This window comes from Pedobacter sp. CFBP9032 (genome assembly GCF_034045265.1).
Taxonomy (GTDB): Bacteria; Bacteroidota; Bacteroidia; order Sphingobacteriales; family Sphingobacteriaceae; genus Pedobacter.
The window spans coordinates 38,264-57,736 of record NZ_JAXCWE010000006.1 but is presented as its reverse complement, the minus strand read 5'-3'; the positions used below and the strand labels follow the sequence as shown (position 1 = coordinate 57,736).

The 19,473-nt window shown below is 40.2% G+C and carries 8 protein-coding genes; 2 read left to right on the top strand and 6 right to left on the bottom strand.

Annotated elements, in window-relative coordinates; all coding sequences use genetic code 11:
- Window positions 1–8: 8 nt before the first annotated feature.
- Entirely contained in the window at window positions 9–3,059 is a 3,051-nt protein-coding gene (locus SOM16_RS12730; RefSeq protein ID WP_320464381.1) for an efflux RND transporter permease subunit, read from the top strand.
- A 394-nt stretch (window positions 3,060–3,453) separates the two neighbouring features.
- On the opposite strand, the gene SOM16_RS12725 is transcribed toward SOM16_RS12730, so the two are convergent.
- From SOM16_RS12725 to SOM16_RS12700, 6 genes are read right to left on the bottom strand one after another with little or no spacing between them, the layout of a single operon-like run.
- On the bottom strand, window positions 3,454–6,738 hold the full coding sequence (locus SOM16_RS12725; RefSeq protein ID WP_320464380.1) for a GH92 family glycosyl hydrolase: 3,285 nt from the start codon (window positions 6,736–6,738) through the stop codon (window positions 3,454–3,456).
- 6 nt (window positions 6,739–6,744) lie between these two features.
- Window positions 6,745–7,872 carry a DUF5009 domain-containing protein gene (locus SOM16_RS12720; protein WP_320464379.1) on the bottom strand — a complete coding sequence of 376 codons (1,128 nt, stop codon included), beginning with the start codon at window positions 7,870–7,872 and terminating at the stop codon, window positions 6,745–6,747.
- 36 nt (window positions 7,873–7,908) lie between these two features.
- Complete coding sequence (locus SOM16_RS12715) at window positions 7,909–10,866, bottom strand: beta-galactosidase (RefSeq protein ID WP_320464378.1); 2,958 nt, start codon at window positions 10,864–10,866, stop codon at window positions 7,909–7,911.
- A gap of 33 nt (window positions 10,867–10,899) precedes the next feature.
- Window positions 10,900–13,107, bottom strand: a complete 2,208-nt coding sequence (locus SOM16_RS12710; protein ID WP_320464377.1) for an alpha-N-acetylglucosaminidase — start codon at window positions 13,105–13,107, stop codon at window positions 10,900–10,902.
- A gap of 8 nt (window positions 13,108–13,115) precedes the next feature.
- Window positions 13,116–14,597, bottom strand: a complete 1,482-nt coding sequence (locus tag SOM16_RS12705) for a RagB/SusD family nutrient uptake outer membrane protein (protein WP_320464376.1) — start codon at window positions 14,595–14,597, stop codon at window positions 13,116–13,118.
- Between the two features lie 4 nt (window positions 14,598–14,601).
- Window positions 14,602–17,724, bottom strand: a complete 3,123-nt coding sequence (locus tag SOM16_RS12700) for a TonB-dependent receptor (RefSeq protein WP_320464375.1) — start codon at window positions 17,722–17,724, stop codon at window positions 14,602–14,604.
- Window positions 17,725–18,183: 459 nt separating this feature from the next.
- Here SOM16_RS12700 and SOM16_RS12695 point away from each other — a divergent pair, with 459 nt between their 5' ends.
- Window positions 18,184–19,455: an ROK family transcriptional regulator gene (locus SOM16_RS12695; protein ID WP_320464374.1), complete on the top strand. Its 1,272-nt coding sequence runs from the start codon at window positions 18,184–18,186 to the stop codon at window positions 19,453–19,455.
- Window positions 19,456–19,473 lie beyond the last annotated feature (18 nt).

The window sequence follows — 19,473 nt, the reverse complement described above, 5'->3', positions numbered from 1 at the left end:
AATCAGCTATGAAGATTACAAATTTCGCTGTTAAGAACTACCAGTTTACCCTGATCATATTTTTATTGGTAGCGGTAGTAGGTGTGCTTACGCTATTTACCATGCCGCGGTCAGAAGATCCAACTACCCATCCGCCGCAATACCTGGTAACCGTAATTTACCCTGGTACAAGCCCTAAAGATATGGAAGAGCAGGTGGTTAAACCTATTGAAAACAAAATCTACGGGCTGGAAAATATTGATAAAATTTTAACTACTGTAGAAGATGGTGTTGCCGCGATACAAATTAAATTTAAATATGGGGTTGATGTAGACAATAAGTATCAGGAGATCTCTACAGAAATTAATGCCCTTAAGAACAGTGAACTACCAAAGGAAATCTATCAGATCAAGACGGAGAAAATTGCATCATCTGATGTGAAGATCTTTCAGGTTGCCCTGATCTCCAATTCTGCACCTTCCAAAGTTTTGAGAGATCAGGCAGATATCCTCAAAAGCAAACTTGAAAAGATTACTAACCTTCGGGAAGTAAAATATACCGGAATGCCCGAACAGGAGATACGGATTGATATGCAATTGGATAAACTTGCACAGCTGAAAATCCCCCTGAATTTGGTAATAGGAAGCTTGCAAAGCGAAGCAGCAGACATACCTGGTGGAAGCATTAACCTGGATAGTAAAGTTTTCAATGTTAAAACCAGTGGAAAATTTAAAGGCGTAGCAGATGTAGCCAATACTGTTATTTATAATGCCAATGGTAAAATTATCTACCTGAAAGATGTGGCTCAGGTAAGCTATAAAGATGGTATTGTTAGCCACATTACCCGCATTAACGGGCACAGGTGCATACTGGTTACCGCGGCCATGAAAGATAATGTAGATATCAGCCAGGTAAAGAAAGAATACACGCCTATTTTGGAGGAGTTTACAAGCAATTTACCAGAAAATATAAAGATGATCAAAAATTTTGACCAGGCAGATATGGTTTCAAAGCGATTGGGACATCTGGGCTTCGATTTTGGGCTGGCAATTCTTTTGGTAATAATTACCTTATTGCCACTGGGTTTCAGGGCTTCATTGATTGTAATGATTTCCATTCCGCTTTCACTGGCCCTTGGCCTGATTGCGATGAACTTATTAGGCTTTTCCTTAAATCAACTCAGCATTGTGGGCCTTGTTGTTGCATTGGGGTTATTGGTTGATGATAGTATTGTTGTAGTTGAAAATATTGAAAGATGGCTCAGGGAGGGGCATTCCAAAAAAGATGCGATATTAATGGGTACTAAACAGATTGGAGCTGCGGTAGTAGGCTGCACCGCCACATTAGTGATCGCCTTTTTGCCTTTGGCTTTTTTACCTGATATGGCCGGAGAGTTTATCCGTAGTTTGCCAATGGCCATTATTACAAGTGTTTTGGCATCTATGATTGTTGCGTTAACATTAGTGCCATTTATTGGGAGTAAAATTCTAAAAACACATAGCCATGGAGAAGGCAACTACTTTCTTAAAAAATTGCAGCAGTTTCTAACCTTTTCTTATCGCGGCATAATGCCATTGGCATTAAAATGGCCGAAGGTAACTATCGGTATATCAATCGCATTAAGTGTACTGGCGTTTCTGTTATTTTCACTTGCCGGTTTCAAACTCTTCCCTACTTCAGAAAAACCAATGTTCCTGATCAACATAAAGATGCCGCTTCAGGCCGATATTCCGGAGAGTGACAGGGTAACAAAATTGGTAGAAAAAGAACTGAAAAAACATCATGAGATCGTTTATTATACTTCAAATGTAGGGAAAGGCAATCCGCAAATTTACTACAATGTTCATCAGCAAGACATTAAGCCAGATTTTGCACAGGTTTTTGTACAGATGGATGAGGAAACTGATCCTAATAAAAAAACGGAGTTAATTAAAAAGCTGCGGAATAAATTTCAACACTTTCCTTATGCTAAAATTGAGGTAAAAGATTTCGAGCAGGGAACACCTATTGAAGCAAATATTGTGGTAAGGGTATTTGGTGATAATCAGGATACGCTAAAGAAGCTATCTTTTAAGGTAGAAGCACTCTTGCGTAAACATCCCGGTACTTTTTTCATCAACAATGAACTGAATACAGATAAATCGGATGTAAAAATCAAAATTGATAAGGAGAAAGCCCGAACCTTAGGCGTGATGACCAGTGACATTGATAAGGTGATTAGAATGGCTGTAGCAGGTTTGAACGTTGGTGATTACATTGATGACAGGGGAGATTCGCGGAATGTAGTGCTAACCCTGCCCAGGGAAAAGTTTTCTAATCTGGATGCTTTAAAAAACCTTTATGTAAACAATATTCAGGGTGCGCCAATTCAGGTTGATCAGATTGCATCAATTGGTTTTGAAACCTCTCCAACAGCGATTAATCATTTTAATAAATCGAGGTTTGCAAAGGTAACATCGTTAACTAAAGACCATGTTTTTGCTAATGATATTTTAAAGGATCTTGTACCTCAGCTTAACCAGATGAAGATGCCGAAGGGTTACTATTATAAATTATCAGGCGAGGCAGAATCAGAGGGTGATGCCCTGGGAGGCAACTTTCTTGCGGTAATCATTTTAAGTACATTTCTTTTTATTGGGGTATTGCTGCTGCAATTCAAAACATTTAAGGGAATCATCATTGTGTTATCCATTATACCGCTTGGAGTGTTAGGGGGTGTGGTATTGCTGCTCATCACCAGAAACCCGATGTCGCTGGTATCTATTATTGGTTTTATAGGTCTCTCCGGTATACAAGTTAAAAATTCGCTCCTGCTTGTTGATTTTACCAATCAGTTGCGAGAGGAAGGGAAAAGTATAGATGAGGCGATCCACATTGCCGGGGAAACAAGATTTTTACCTGTTGTACTTACCTCTATTACGGCAATTTGTGGTCTGATTCCTATTGCTTTAAACCCGAACCCTCAAATTGCACCGCTTGCTATTGTTCTTATTGGTGGCTTGATCAGTTCGACCATATTATCTAGAATTGTTACGCCAGTAATGTACAAGTTGATACCGCCACAATTGGACGAAAAATAGGAGATGGCAAAACTGATCCAGAGAGACTTTTCTAGAATTGCAATTGTTCTTGATTAACCTCCTACCTAAAAATTAACAGTGTGAAAATTAAAAATGTTACTGTATTTGCATCTGGCGCACTGAGTGCGCCAGATCGCTTTTCAAACGGCCTATCATGGCTATGATGTTGTATTATTTAAGGTTACTTATAGAACATTCTGAACTGGAACCTCAAATTTTTGATCATATCGTTGCAGTTTGCCAAAAGGCCGAAAGATTCATACCAGTAAATCCCAATAGTTTTTATCTATTGAGGGGATAAAATGGTATGAGGATTTGTCTATTTATAAAGCGCTTAAAAGGAAATAAATAGTAAGCTATAAAGCAGAAGTAACCATAAAAAGATTGATTTCTTTTAATACCTGTCTTTTTCCACTGCAAACAAAGCTTCAATATCTTTTGCTGATAATGGCTGTTCGTAAACTTTAACCAGATCCATCTGCCCATGAAATATTCTTTCTGAAGGAAATTCTTCATTACGGCCAATTTGCCATCGGCTGGTGTTAGAAAGATTGGCGATGCCATCAACTTTTGTACTTCCGGCTGGTTTTCCATCCAGGTAAATGGTGAGTAAATCGCCCTCACAAACACCAGCAATATGATGCCATTTCTTTTTCCAATCTGCTGGTAGTTTTATGGTGCAATCGCCTCGTCCCCAGCCACCCGCAAAGAACGTTAATGTCTTATTATCTGTAGTCTGGATCACGTGGCTATCACCTTTTGTGAGTAAATCGGTCAGGCCTTTTTCGTCTCCGGTAGGATAAACCCATGCCATCATGGTGAGGTGATTTTCCATTTGATCGAGGCTTGGCGCATTTGGAATTTCCAGATAGGTACTGTCACCCAATTCAATAAGCTGCTTTTTAGCATCATTTGATCCCATCAGCAAGGCATTGTTGTTAAATCCGGAAGCATCTGCAACTTTATTTTTATTTAATTTATGAAGGTCTAAGTCTAAAAGTAAAGCGGTTATAGGTGTTTCATAAACTTTAAATATTGATTGCCGTTTTCCTGTTGTGATTGTTTGCAAGCCGATTTGATTTACATTAAACCGATGATTGATGGTTTTTTGCTGCCCTGGCAAGAGGTATACCTGATCAGTATAAAGCAGGATTTCTTTTTGAAGGGAATTATTAAGAATAACTTCAGGTTTGAAGGTTTGCGCTCTTCCCGTAATGTTTTTAATGCGATAGCTGATTTCCTGTTCAGTGTTTAATTTTACCATTGGTTTTGCCGTCAGTTCAACAATCTGAAAAGGTTGGGCGATCGGTTTATTAGGGGCAATAACTTTAATTGTAGTTTTTGCTAATGGATTTGCACCGATTTTTATACTACCTAATGCATATAGCCGACCGCTGATGGAATCTGTGAGGGTAGCTCCAGGCGCTACTAATGATGATTTAGATAGCCATGGTTTTCCATTGGCGTAAATAACAACCTTTTTGGTGCCGAGGCTCCCTTCATTTTTTAAAGTGAAATATACCTGGAAAAGTTCGTTAGGGTTAACTTGTTTTTTGCTGATGCTATATTTTAAAAGTTTAATGTTAGCATCTTCTTTAGTTGCTGAAAGTGATACTGGGTTTCTGTCTTTTGGCCACATTTGTGTTGCAATCGGACTCATTACAAAATCCAGCCGACCGCCTTTAGCCAATAGCCCATGTGGAATATCTAACTGATTGTAAATTTGTTTATTAACCGCTAACGATTGGATGTATTTATTAGCTGGAGCTTGTTGCTGTGCATGAATTACTAAATCTTTTTTATTGGCCAGGTGCAGGGTTACAGATTTAAATAAGGGGGCGCCAATGGCATAATTTGGGTTTCCGGGACTAATTGGAAAGAACCCCAGCGCATTAAAAATATAGGCGCTCGACATAGAACCAAGGTCGTCATTACCTGGCAAGCCACCTGGAGTTGCAGAGAAGCGATTGAGCATAATGTTTCTTAGCCATTGCTGTGTGCGTGCCGGGCGACCAGCTGCATTAAATAAGTAAGGCAAATGCAGCACGGTTTCATTGTCGTAAAGGATCACATTGTCGGTCATTGCAGCATTTAAACGGTCTGAAAATGCTTCAGCACCACCAAGCAAATTGATCAGGTCTTTGGCATTGTGAGGAACAAAATAAGTGTATGTCCATTTGTTGCCTTCCTTATAACCCGTCATGCCGGGGCTTAATTTAAATGAATTGCCTTGTCTTGGCAGCATAAACAACTCTGAAGGATGTAAAAGGTTTCTGTAATTTAAACCTCGTTTCTCCAGCAATTGCTCATCTGCTTTGTTCTTCACAACGAGTTTTGCAAATTGTGATAACGCCCAATCGTCGTACGCATATTCTACTGTCCTCGTTACCGATTCGGATCTGGAAAAGGGTACATATCCTAGCTGGTGATACACTTCCATGTCGTTTTTTACGAATGGACCACTCAGAATACTCTTTCGCATTGCGGTATAAGCAAGATTGCGGTCATAACCGGTAATCCCTTTCAAATAGGCATCCACAATGATTGGCACGGCATGGTTTCCAGTCATGGTTTCTGTTGGCAAATATCCCGTTTGCTCATATACATCCAGCATGGATAGAATGACATCATTTTGCTTTTCAGGATATAGTAAAGTGAGTAGGGGATGTAAAGAACGAAAAGTATCCCATGGGGAAAAACCACCATATTGATTTTTCCCTTTTTTTTGGTAAATCTTACTGTCAGCTCCTTTGTATTTTCCATCAGCGTCAGAAACTATCCAAGGGATGAGTAGCGAATGGTAAAGTGCCGTGTAAAAGATTTTTTTATTTTCAAGTGAAGGATCTTCGATATCAACAGTAGCGAGTTGCATATCCCATTCTTTAGCTGTTCTTTCCCGAAAAGTTTCGAAGTCTAGTTGGCCAATTTCCTGATCAATGTTCTGTTGTGCACCTTCAAAACTTACTGAAGATGAACTAATTTTAAGTGTGATGATTTGCGCTGCCGTATCTGATTTTTCAAAGCTTAATAAATACCCGCCCTTAACAATATCGGATTCAATAATGTTGGATGACAGGTTAATTGTCGTATTTCCTAAAGTTCCATAAACCAAACGTTTGTTCTTTAGGGTAATATCTCCTGCTTCCCCAATGTAGATCTGCGGGGTTACCTTTGGAGGAAAGGTGAATTTTAAAATTCCGGTTCGGGTACTTGCCGTGGCTTCGGCAATGGTGTAATTATCGTTAAATATTACCTTATAATAACCTGGTGTAGCCTGTTCTTGTGTATGACTAAATGAGCGATTATATTTTCCTGGCTCAAAGTTTTTTCCATTCTCTACCGGGAGGATGAATACTTGTCCTGATGATCCTTCCGGGAAACCGCTGAAGTGTTTAAAACAGCTGAAAAAGAAGATACTTTGATCGCTGTAGTCATATCCTTTTGCCCCCGTTACCCGCGTTTCTGGTGTAAGCTGAATATTGCCCGATGGTGCTACGGCACCCGGATAAGTACCGCCATTGCCTCCCCAGCTGGTTAATACATTGCTTTTTGTGGTGCCAATAAATGGATCCACATCAAGCGTATGGCCAATTGATTGCTGTTGCTGGCTATGAACTGATAGTGATAAAGAAAGCAGCAATAGCAGAACAGAGTGTAAACGGGAGATTTTAGCAGGCATTCGGAATTAGATTTTAATATAAATTTTTCTTTTATCCATCAGGTAACCCACAAACCAGCAGAGCAGCATAAAGCTTACTGCGAATACAAGCGTACCAAATGCACCAGGGAAAATTACCTGGTAAAAAACGTTGTTGATCCAATTGTAGAAACTTACGCCTGGCTGTACATGTGCGAGTTGAAGGACCACTAGTAACAATTCTGATAAAAGATAAATAGCCAAAGAGTTCCTTCCAAAAACCAGGAAGAAATTTGTTCCCCATTTGATGTTCTTCAGTTCGATGGCATAAATCAGCATTCCTAGTATGGCTAAATCCAAGCCAATGGTGAGCAATACAAAAGAACTGGTCCATAGTTTTTTGGCAATCGGGAAAAATTGTCCCCAAAACAAAGCTACTCCGATCAGCAATGCGCCCATCATCAATAGCTTAGCCACGCATTCAAAGTTTTTTCCTTTACGTTGGATGTAAGCACCAGCCAGGTAGCCACCAATCACATTAACGATCCCCGTAATGGTGCTCAATAATCCTTCCGGATCAAAAGCGATTGGCCCGCCATGATCGTGGTATAAATGGGCATCACCTAAAATTAAGATATCCAATTTAGTGCCTGCGTTACCTAACATGCTATATTCTTCTCCTGTGGCACCGAATAGGAGTAAAAATGCCCAATAGACAAGCAGGAGTGCAACCGAAAGGATGATGGCTGTTTTTTTGGAACAATAGTGCACGATAAGTGAACCAAAGAAATAACATAAGGCTATTCGTTGCAAAACCCCCATAATACGGGTGTGGCCTAAAGAATTAAATACCCAGCTATCATGATCCCGATGCATAAAAGGAAACCAGTACATCAGGTAGCCCAGCAAAAAGATGATCACGGTACGTTTAAAGATTTTCGCTAAGAAAGCAGAATTGGTTTCGAGCTTTTTCTTTGAAAAGCTTAGTGCATTTCCAACTGCAAATAGAAAGGATGGAAAAACAAGATCAGTGGGGGTAAAGCCAAACCAGGCCGCGTGATCCAGCGGTGACCACACCGCTGCACCAGAACCGGGAGAGTTCACAATAATCATGAAACAAACGGTCATTCCTCTGAAGATATCGAGCGTGGTAAATCTATTATTTGCTAATTCCATAAGGTTCTATCAATGTATATGCTGGTATTTTACTATTTATTTAAACGATTGCGCCTTCAGTTGATAACTGATTTTGCTCGCTGCTTTTTCCATGGTTATTTTTACTTTACCTGGATTTTTACCATCTTCATCGTAAATCATCATCTCATTTTGCCCTTCTTTTAGCCAGGGTTCTGGAATGTACAGACCGATATCGCCGATTTTCTCCGGATAACGCCCCAGGTTATGTCCATTAATCCAAACTGAACCGTGCCCCATGCCATCAGGATGAACACGCCATATTAGATGCCTGTTGGCTATTTTTTGCTGATTAAATGTAGAACGATAAAATTGTGGGCCATTAAGAGCATCGAGGCCGGCTAGAATCTTCCAATTTACAGAAGCATCTTCAGGATCTACACCATTTTTCATGTTCCATCCGCTTAAAATGGTTCCTGTTCCCATTAAGTTTATCCTAACCGGTTGATCGATGCCGCCCTCGTTACTTACGTTTTCTATAAAAACAGCGAGTTCAATCGGCTTGGCTAAAATAACTGCATCTGTAATTTTATATTCAAAAGGAATATTCCAGCCTTCGTGTCTTAACACTTTTTTGCCATTAATAAACAGGGTTGCATTTTCATCTGTACTTTTAAAACTAATCGTTAGGCTGGAAAGGTCTGGTTGGGCTTTAATTAGGGTTTGAAACCAGCCATAGCCCTCTTTAAGGTTGAAGGCATCTGCACCAATTTTATATTTTGTGATTTGGAGTGTATCAAGTAGCGGTGGGCCATTTTTAATAGCCAGGGAATCTTGCGCTGATGTGAAATACCAGTGATCAAGGGTAAAGATAAATGGTCCGCCTTTTTTAATTCTGGTAATGCCAGAAAGTCCTTTTTTATCAATGTCTGTTATGGGGCCAAGGTAGGCAGCCAGTTTATCCCGGCCATTATGGGCAGTAAAAAAGGCAAGGTCATGCATTCCTTTTTTTAGGTCTAGGGTCAACTCACCACTTCTGATCTTCCAGTGGGTTACCAACTTTCCATCAACAAATACCGTTGCACGGTCGCCCCCGTCAGACTGTAAAGTGTATTTTCCGGTAGAAAGTGCGTTAAATTTTGTGCGGTACCATGCAGAATTGGTCAGGTTTCCGTCTGCACCCATTTGTAAAGGGCTTTCACTGGCTAACCATTTTCCATTATTTGTAACAGAAGCGGCAAAAATCGAAGCATCTTTATTTTCCCATGGAGTTAAATGAAGTAGCGTATCTATTTTAACATCCTGAATAGGGTTAACAATAAGTTTTTTTAGCCCATCTTGGAGATAAAGTATTGCCTGGCTATCTTTTACGGAAGCTAGAGGAAAGGTTGCTGTTGCTTCAAAGCCTGTATTACTTAGTTTCGTTTCACCAAGATAAGAAATACCCGTAATAATCACTCCACCTTCTGTTTCGGCGGTGATCCATGTTTTATTGGTCGCCGCTTTGTCCATTACCAGAATCCGAACCAGTTGATCACCTGTTTTAAAAAGATAAAGGAATGGTTGATCTGTGGATTTAAACACGGTGTTTAAGGTAACATGATTGCCGGTTACTTTTACATCACTAGCCTGAACAGCAGATTTAACCATAGCTTTTGCAGCTGTAGAAAAATTAAGATACAATGGGTCTTCGGCATTGGCTTCAATAATCAAAGTAGTCGTGTTTTGCTGTTTAACCACGCCGTATATCCTGCTTAAGCTCCAATTCAATTCTATTTGATTATTCAGTTTAAAGTGATGTACAATCGGGTAGATCTCGCCTGGTAATAAGTTAACCGTAAAGGGTGGCAAACCTTTAAGCCTAATAGTTTTTGTAAGCTGTTTTTCAGCGGGATTATCGAGGAAGATTAAGGTTCCGGCCTCACTCATTCTTGCACTGATTTTGAGTGTAGTATCTGGTGTTAAATATTGGTAAGCTGCGGATGCATCGGTACTATTTTCCAATATATCCTGGAAACTGCGTGCAAAGTATCCGGCACGTTTAAAAGTATAATAAATTGGGCGTAAATCTCCGGCTTGTCCAACTGCAGCGCCATAATCGTAGGCGGCCGCATCTTCATCATTGTTGGTATAACCAAAATTAGATCCACCATGTGCCATGTAAAAGTTATAGCCGTTGCCGCCATGGGCAATGATTTTCCAGGTACGGCGATCGTAAACAGGTGCATCTTTCGGTTTAGCACCATATTGCGAATACCAAACGCTCCAGAATTCTGTAGAAAACCAGGGATTTGGTCTTTTCGGATCATCCAGTGTGCCTTCTCGGGCAGGATCAGTGGCATGATGTACGCCGCTAAAAAAGTAAGGTACCTCCATACCCATGGCTAAGGATTTACTTTGTAAATGTTTAAAGTAATGGTTAGGTATATCTGTTCCCCAGCCTTTAGGGTGTTCATTTTCGAGTTGTATTAAAATCACGGATCCACCTTTATTAATCTGGTGTTTCATTACAATTGGTAGTAAACGGTCAAAGAAACGGTCTACATATTTTTCAAATTCCGCATTCGGTTCTCTCACCCGTAAGCCAGGTTTAAAGCGCAGCCAGATTGGATAACCACCCTGATCCCATTCTGCACAATAGTATGGGCCAACGCGTACAATTGAATATAATCCCAATTCTTTTACTAAAGCAAGAAACTGATCCAGGTTCTGGTCTCCATCAAACTCAAATTTTCCTTCTGTGGGTTCGTGGAAATTCCAGATAGTGTAAACCTCAATGCAATTAAAGCCTCCGCGTTTAAGTTGCAGCAGGCGTTCCCGCCACAATTCATGTGGCACCCGGGCATACTCCATCCCAGCAGACACCACAAAAGTTCTTTTTTGATTGATCAGAAAGCCTTTGCTGTCGAAATCGCTGAAGTTTTTTGCCGCAGGCAATGCATGGAACATGTGGTCGTTTACAACCTCCTGTGCATCGGCAACAGTAAGAACAGCAAGGGCCAGCAGCAAAGAATATAAAAGTCTCCCGTATTTCATCAGCTGAGAATATGATGTGGCTTTATGCTGGTTTTATTTTGCATGAGCGGCCATTATCTGATCTTTATATTTAGCATAAAGTTTTGTTACTACTTCAAAAGCGTTCCCCTTTATTTTATCAGAGTAGGCATTATTATGAAGATTAACCCATTGCCATTCCCAGTTTTTTACGTTTTTATCAAAGGCTTTTAAATCTACTGCTGTACCTGTTTGCAATGACTGATCAAGTGCTTTAAAGAACATTTCCCATCTTGGTTTATAATATCCTTTAATTAAGCCTGCCCATTGGCGGTTAGAATATTCCCTTAAACCGCTTTCTTTATCGCCCCATAACGTAACGAGGTCTCTCGCATTAAATTCGTATAAATTTTTTTCTTTTTCTGTAATGCCGTTTGCTCTTGCTTCATTGATCCATTTGCCCAGCAAGAAATCTTTTCGGGTAGCTAACAACATATCCATATCGTCTAATAATTCCAGGAATTCTTTGCTGTATTTTTCAAAGGCAGCCTGATCTTTGACCTGGTAAGCAGCTACCATTTTCTGTTGAAGCGGGCTCGCATAGTTGGCTAATACTTGCCTGGTTACATCTATCAGGTCATATTCAAAACCATCACTGGTTTTGAATTCATTTGCACTGGCGGTAAACAAACCCCATGCTTTAACCAATTGGAGGGGATCATAAGATAATCCTGTCAATACCCTGTCTATTTTTTTCTCAAAAGTGGGGCGGGCCACGATGATAGACTCATTTCCACCTTCAGTCAAACCACCGCTATAAACGGTATTTAATAAAATATTCCAGGCTTCATCTAGCTGCGGTAATTGTTTGCCATACCTGCGCTTCGCATAGTCTTTCAGCCATGCTTCAGCATCGATTGGCGTATCTCTCCATACGTTTTCGAGCATTAAGCCGAATAGTGCAGGGTTTTGTTCAATTCCTTCGGGAGCCAGGCCAATACCCACCATCTTTTTTGATTCCGGATCGTGCAATGCAATCGAAGGATCTGCTGCCACATGGCGCATTCTGCCAAATAAACTGATGTTGCCACCAAAGTTCTGCAGCATATTCCAGATCCATGGTTTGCCGTAATAGGCATCCGTGCGGTTCCATACCGGGTGCGCATCACTGTATAAATCAAGCACAATCATCTGGTCGTCTGGTACCGCATTCAGTAAAGCTTTCACCTGTTGCGGCTGCCAGAATTTATTGTTGTAATGGAACATCCATCCTTGCATCACCCAAATTGCTTTAGGATCAGCGGCTGTCATGGAATGGAACACCTTCTTACTCATGTCGCTCAAATAAGTAGAGTCGTTGGTAGGTGGGATATTCTCGTTAAAGGTATCGGAAGAATACAGGTGATCTGTTCCAAATTCTTTGGTTTGCGTTTCAATGTATTGTTTTCCGATTTTTTCAAATAAGGTATCTTCAGGATCGAGAATAAATACATCAGGAAAGCCAGCATCCCAGTTGGTTCTTTTTACTTTGGCCGTTGGGAACTTATCTTTGAAGGTTGGCGGCACATGGCCGGTAAAAGCAGATAAAACAGGTTTCATCCCAAATGATCTTTCCCGTTCGAGGATTTTTTTCTGGAGTTCTTTATGGGTATCCATCCAGTGCTGTGGCAGCGGGCCACCCCAGGCATCAATGTTGCCCATCCATAACCAGGAAAAGTAAGCGGGACCACTAAAAAAACCTTCGAGTTCTTTGTCGGTAAAACCCATTGAGCGGTATACATCTCTCCAGATGGCTTCTTCGCCCGTAATGGCTAATGGCATATTAATTCCATTTAAAGCCATCCAGTCGATTTCTTTCTGCCAGCGTTCCCAATCCCACCAGGCCATGCTATAATTAAAGGTGCAGTAGTTTAAGTAGTAACGGTAATTGTAATGCGTATTTTTGTGAATTTTTGCTGATATTAATGGCAAAACAACAGGAATGTTCAGGTTGGTGCCGTTCCAGCCGATATCGCTCTGGCAGTAATTTTTCAGGTAATAGTTTAAGGCAGAGGCAACAGATAAGCCGTTGTTGCCACGCAGTACAATTTTATTGTTTCTGGATTCGACTTCAAACACATCTTTTTCATTTTCCCTGGGTATTTCTTCTACAATGAATTCTCCCGCCCGGTTAGCTACGATACGCTTTAAAAAGGCAGCGGTATTTTGCTGGTCTACTTGCGCCTGGGTAGTTAAACCTGCGGTTACGACTGCCAGAAACAATAAAATGATGTACTTATGCATAGTCTTATTTAGAAATTAGGGTTTTGTACCAACACACCACCAGCTTTGTCTATTTCTACTTGTGGAATTGGATAATAATAATGTTTAGGACGAATAAAAGTAACCGTTTTTCCCTGATCCACCGGTGCCTTTGATACTGCACGGTTATAGATCGTTGCAATGTTAACTATTCCGGTTTTATCCCAGCGCATTAAATCCTGGTGTCTTTCTCCCTCGCCAGCCAGTTCTACGCGTCGCTCATGAATTAACTGAGTCATGCCTGCACCTGCTACAGGAGGTAATAAGGTAGAAGCTCTGCGGCGAACCTGGTTAATGAGTGCATCGCCAGCTCCCGCACCTTGTGTACGAATTCTGGCTTCGGCTACTAACAAATAGATGTCTGCAGAACGCATTAATGGAACGGCATAATTATGGTCAACACCATTTCCTTCTGCCGAACCAAAAGGGTAGAAGACGGCATATTTACGGAAAGCAAAACCGGTAGATGATAGACTGCTGGTAAAGGTCTGATCATTTACACCGTCGCCAATATTGATGTTATCACCAATACTCAAAAGCGTGGCTGCTTTACGGGAATCGTTTGCTTCAAATTCGTCTGCTAAACCTTGTAAAGGCTGACTAAATCCATATCCTCCCCAAGCTCTTGGGATGTAGTAAATGGTATAATCGTTTTGCACAATGTTTTGTAAACCTTGAACAGAGAAGAGGATTTCTGTACTGGTTTCGTTGGCGCGGGTAAAGTTTTGCTGGAAAGTAGTCGCTAAATTATATTTTGGGTTATCAATCAAACGCTGTCCGATAGTGATGGCTTGCGGTAATTTCTCCCAATACATATATAATTTGGTAAGCAATCCTAAAGCTGTGCCTTTGCTTACTCTACCTCTATCGGTAGCACCGTAAGATTCTGGCAGTAAATCAACAGCCTTTAATAAATCGGCCTCAATTTGTTTCCTAACTTCCTCTATGCTCGATTTTGGCTTATTAAAGGTTTTATTCGTGAAATCTGATTCTGAAATAATGGGAACATCTCCATAAATCAACATCAATCGCCAGTAACCAAAAGCACGCATAAAGTATGCTTCACCCATGCTTCTGCTTCGTACGGCTTCATTCATTACCGGTATTTTAGGGATATTGATAATTGCATTTGTAGAACGGTTAACCGTTTCATATTTATATGTCCAGCTATACCTTACTTGTGCGTTGGAGGCATCGTAAGTTAGGTTTTCTATCGCTTCATCTTCAGAATGATCTCCCGAACGCCAGTAATCATCCGAGGCTACATCAAACGTGGTTTCTGCGTGGCTGATATAGTCTTCCTGTTCGAGCAAGTTATAGATTCCGGTAACTGCGTTTACCCCATCTGTTTCATTTCTAAAATAATTGTCTGTATTATAAACACCTTTCTGGTCTAGATCCAGATTCTTTTTACAGGACGCACTTAAAAGTACAATCGCTGTTAGTACAAGAAAATTTATTTTCGTTTTCATAGGATTATAATTTAAGGGTTAAACCAAATGTAAATGAACGTACAGAGGGGTATTGTGCTACATCAACACCTCGTTGCCTGTTGCCATCTGTATACCCTAATTCTGGTGTATAACCGGTGTATTTGGTAAGCATAAATACATTCTGACCAGTTACGTATAATCTAAGGCTGCTAAATGTTGCTTTTTTAACCAGTGATGATGGAAAGGTATAGCCGAGCGTAATATTTTTTAAACTAAAATAACTGCCATTTTCAATAAACAGATCTGATGTTCTGTAATTATCATTAGAACGATCCAGCGACATTCGAGGGATTGTATTACTCGTTCCAGGGCCAGTCCACCTGCCTAAAGTTTCTTCATACAAATTGAAAGAATACGTAGGATCAATCCCCTGCATCCTGTCTGCATTGTACAAATCAATACCAAATACGCCCGTGAAATTGGCCGACAGATCAAAGTTTTTATAAGATACACTTCCTTGCAGGCCCAGTGTTGCATCAGGATTCGGGTTGCCGATATAAGTACGGTCTTTTCCATCAATTAAACCATCACCATTGATGTCTAAGAAACGTACATCACCTGGTTTAATAGAACCCCTACGGGAATCATTTGCCAATGCGGCATCATTATTAATATCGGCCTGCGTTTGGTATAACCCATTCGTTTTCCAGCCATAGAAAGATGAAATAGACTGTCCTTCATATGTTCGGGAGATTTCCTGACTAGAACGGCCGTAAACTTTTGAAGAAATATAAGCACTTTCTCCATAAAGTTTAGTGATTTTATTTTTGATAAATGAACCATTTATCCCAACAGAATACTTCACCTCATTGCCCGAATTATAATTGATTTCTGCCTCAACACCCCGGTTGTTCATCTCCCCTGCATTTACATCTGATGCAATGGTGGTACCTGCAGTTCCTACCTGCACGGCAGGAATTAGCATATCTTTCGTATTCTTATCGAAATAAGTTACTGTAGTGTTTAATTTATTTTTCAAAAATCCAGCTTCCACACTAATATTGGTCATTGCCGAACGTTCCCAGGTGATATTGGAATTGGCTATTCTGGTGATTGCTGCGCCATTATATCCTGCTCCGCCGAAAGTATAACCATTTGTTCCATAAGTATTTCCAACCAGTATAGAGCTTACATACTGAAAAGGCGGGATGTTTTGGTTACCCAGTTCGCCCCATCCACCCGTTACTTTCAAATTGCTGATCCAGTTCACATCCTTCATAAAACTTTCATTGGAGATTCTCCATCCTACAGAAAATGCAGGGAAGTATCCCCATTGTTTACCTGGCGCAAATCTGGAAGAACCATCGGCTCTGAAGGTTACAGTAGCCAGAAACCTGCCATCATAATCATAAAACCCTCTGGCAAATACAGATTCTAGAGCAGTGGGATCATCGTTCGTTCCAGCAGCCGTAAGTAAAGTATTGCCCTGACTTAGCACCCGTTGATCAAAGGCCGTGTTATCATAGCCGATTCTTGCTGCACTGAAATTGCTACCTTGAAAATCCTGTTTAGAATAACCGGCAGTAAAGGTGATGTGGCTCTTGTTAATCGTTTTATCATAAGTAAGAAATAAATCCAATAGATTAGAATGCGATTCCAATTCTGATTGGGTAAGGCTCGAATTGGTGGTTTGCCTTGCCTGGTTTACATCCAGCACACTGAAATTGTAACCCCTGGTAATGGTGCCATCAAAACCATAATTCGCACGGAATTTCAGGTCTTTCATTAAATTCACTTCTGCAAACACATTGGCAATCACTCTGTATTTCCGGGTATAAGCGTCAGTTTGCTGGATGGTTGAGTATGGGTTATTAATATCGCCCAGCTGGTTGGCAAATGCTTTTGAAGTGCCAAAAGTACCATCCTCATTTACTGTAGGTATTGCAGGGTTAAAGCGTAAGGCAGAAAATAGTAAGCCAGTTTGAGAATCATTATTATTGAATGAATTGCTTTCTGTATAAGTTCCCTGTATATTTTCTCCAACTTTAAGCCATGGTTTAATTTTATGCTCCGAATTTATACGTGTACCGAAACGTTTAAATCTTGCTTTATCAATAATTCCTTTTTCATCATACATGGAAGTGGCGAAATAATAGGTGGAGGTTTCATTACCACCCTGGATATTTACATCACCACTGGTTACTTTACCTTTACCCAGAATGGCCTTTTGCCAGTCTGTACGCTGTGTGGCGTAATACGGATCATCCCAAGGTGCCTCTATTGTAGCGCCGTCATTTGTATATCGCTCTCTTTTAAGCGTGTATAGATTTGGAGCCGTTAACAGATCAAGGTAACGCGTAGTGTTAGAAAAACCTGTGTATGCATTTATCGAAGTGGATAATTTCTGACTAAAGTTTCCTTTTTTAGTAGTTACCAAAACCACGCCATTTGCCGCACGTGTACCGTAGATTGCACTGGAGGAAGCATCTTTTAAAATTTCAACTGAGGCTATATCGTTGGGATTTACATCACTCAATGCATCGGGGTTGCTGGAAGGAACGCCATCGATAACCACCAAAGGATTGGCATCATTTATAGTTCCAGTACCACGGACTCTGATACTTGGCGCAGCACCTGGCGAGCCATCGTTACGTACAATATTAACGCCAGCAGCACGGCCATCTAAGGCCTGCGTAACTGAAGCTACCGGTAAATTCTGCAAATCTGCCCCTTTAATACTGGAGATAGATCCGGTTACATCTACTTTTTTAGTGGTACCATAACCAACTACCACTACCTCATTCAGGTTTTGATTATTTTCTGAGAGGGTTGCGGTAACTACCGACTTACCGCCAATGGGTAATGTCGTTTTCACGTAGCCGATATAAGTAAATTCGAGGATGCCATCTAATGGCGCATTAAGTGAAAATTCTCCGTCATTGTTGGTTGTGGTTCCGGTTGTAGAACCTTGAAGCTTAACACTAACACCAGGAAGTACACCACCCTTTGCATCTGTAACTTTTCCTTTAACAACCGACTGCGCGAAGGCGGTTTGCAATTGCGAAGAAAGCAAGGTAAGTAGTATGATGGCTACTTTAAATGCCCTGTTAAACTTAAACGAGTGGCGTGCATATAGAAATGCGAAAATCGTTTGTAAATTTTTCATCAAATAATTTGGTTTTAATGTTGCACAGCATTACAGGACCCCTCAAAATGGTCCGGGCATAACATGGTCAGCACAAATGAAAATAGGTTTGTTTTGCTTTTAGAAAGCTTAAAATCTTTCTACCGTTTCTAAAAACAGTTAAGAATCTGAAGTGTAAGTTTTCATCTTGGTTTGGTTTAAGTTTTGTTATTGCTATCTGGTGTATTCTTAGCTCAAATGACTAGTGGTAAGTTAGTCGTACGCCATGCTTTTAGTAAATACGCTTATGGTTCTTATAGATAAATAGTTGTTATTTTAAAGTTATGCAAAAAAGTTACAATTAATCAAGTTATTTACAATTTATTTTATAAAACGCATTATAATTAATAGTATTTTTATAAAAACGAATTAACTTATCTAAAATTTTTATATAAGTTAATTCGTTTTTTATCTTTACATCTATATTTAAATACGCGATCAATGGAAATGACACTTCGGCCCGATTACTTTTCTGCAAATGAGAAAAAACTCAAGAAGTTAAGTAACGTGGAGAGAAAAAAATACTTGCAGAAAATAAAGATTCTTAAATATATATACGAGAATGAAGCCGCTACGGTTAGTGAAATTTTCACAGCGGTAGGAATTAGTTCTCCAACCTGCCTTATCCTGCTCAACGAATTAATTGCAGATGATGTTTTAGAAAGAAAAGGCAAAGGTGAGTCTATGGGTGGTAGAAAACCCGATTTCTATGTATTGAAAGATGCCACATTTTATATCGTGAGTATTGAGGTAGAAAAATTCAGAACAAGGGCCGCTATTCTTGATAACAACAATAACTACATTACCACCATCGGTACTTTAGTTAAAGGAATCAGCAAAGATCAATCAGCTGTGCCAGAATTGCTCACCTTTATCGATGCATTAATTACCGCTGCTAAAATTGATAAAACCAAGCTGGTCGGGATAGGTATATCCATGCCTGGCCTGGTTAATGCAGAAGCAGGTGTAAATTATACGTATCTAAAATCTGATGATAAAGAAAAAACATTGCAAGAGGTACTGGAGGATAAGTTCGGCTACCCTGTGTTCTTGCAAAACGATGTTAAATGTGCCGCTATTGCCGAAAGTAAACATGGATTAGCAAGAGGGATTAGTGATGCATTGGTCGTGTTGATGGATTGGGGCGTTGGCTTAGGGATTATTATGGATGGCAAAATGCGCAAAGGCAGCAGAGGCTTTTCTGGAGAAATCGGGCATATTCCGCTAATAGACGAAGGTGCATTGTGTTATTGTGGTAAAAAAGGATGCCTGGAAACGGTTGCTTCTGGTATTGCACTTGCAAGAATGGCTAAAGAAGGTATAAAATCTGGTCAGCATTCTCTTCTCAATGAATTATCAGATCATGAAATTGATAAAATAGAACCCCATCTCGTAATTGATGCAGCTAACAGGGGCGATCAATATGCGATTAGTATTCTTTCCATTGTGGGCAGTAATTTAGGCAAAGGGATTGCAACATTAGTGCAACTCTTTAACCCTGAGGTGATTATTCTCGGCGGTAAAATGGCGGAAGCAAAGCAATATATTACCATTCCCATTATCCAGTCAATTAATACTTACAGCATGACAGAAATTAGGGAGAACACGCAGATTGTAACCTCTGAACTTGGTCAGGATTCTTGCATTTTAGGCGTAGCAAGTATGGTAATTAATAATATTTTTGAAAGACAAATAAGGTTTGCTGAGCTTTAGATTATAGATTGACCGCTG

Bases quoted from the DNA above. Each gene is read 5' to 3' on its own strand.
- SOM16_RS12705 (WP_320464376.1), bottom strand. From the start codon at position 14,597: ATGAAAACGAAAATAAATTTTCTTGTACTAACAGCGATTGTACTTTTA.
- SOM16_RS12725 (WP_320464380.1), bottom strand. From the start codon at position 6,738: ATGCCTGCTAAAATCTCCCGTTTACACTCTGTTCTGCTATTGCTGCTT.
- SOM16_RS12695 (WP_320464374.1), top strand. From the start codon at position 18,184: ATGGAAATGACACTTCGGCCCGATTACTTTTCTGCAAATGAGAAAAAA.
- SOM16_RS12730 (WP_320464381.1), top strand. From the start codon at position 9: ATGAAGATTACAAATTTCGCTGTTAAGAACTACCAGTTTACCCTGATC.
- SOM16_RS12715 (WP_320464378.1), bottom strand. From the start codon at position 10,866: ATGAAATACGGGAGACTTTTATATTCTTTGCTGCTGGCCCTTGCTGTT.
- SOM16_RS12710 (WP_320464377.1), bottom strand. From the start codon at position 13,107: ATGCATAAGTACATCATTTTATTGTTTCTGGCAGTCGTAACCGCAGGT.
- SOM16_RS12720 (WP_320464379.1), bottom strand. From the start codon at position 7,872: ATGGAATTAGCAAATAATAGATTTACCACGCTCGATATCTTCAGAGGA.
- SOM16_RS12700 (WP_320464375.1), bottom strand. From the start codon at position 17,724: ATGAAAAATTTACAAACGATTTTCGCATTTCTATATGCACGCCACTCG.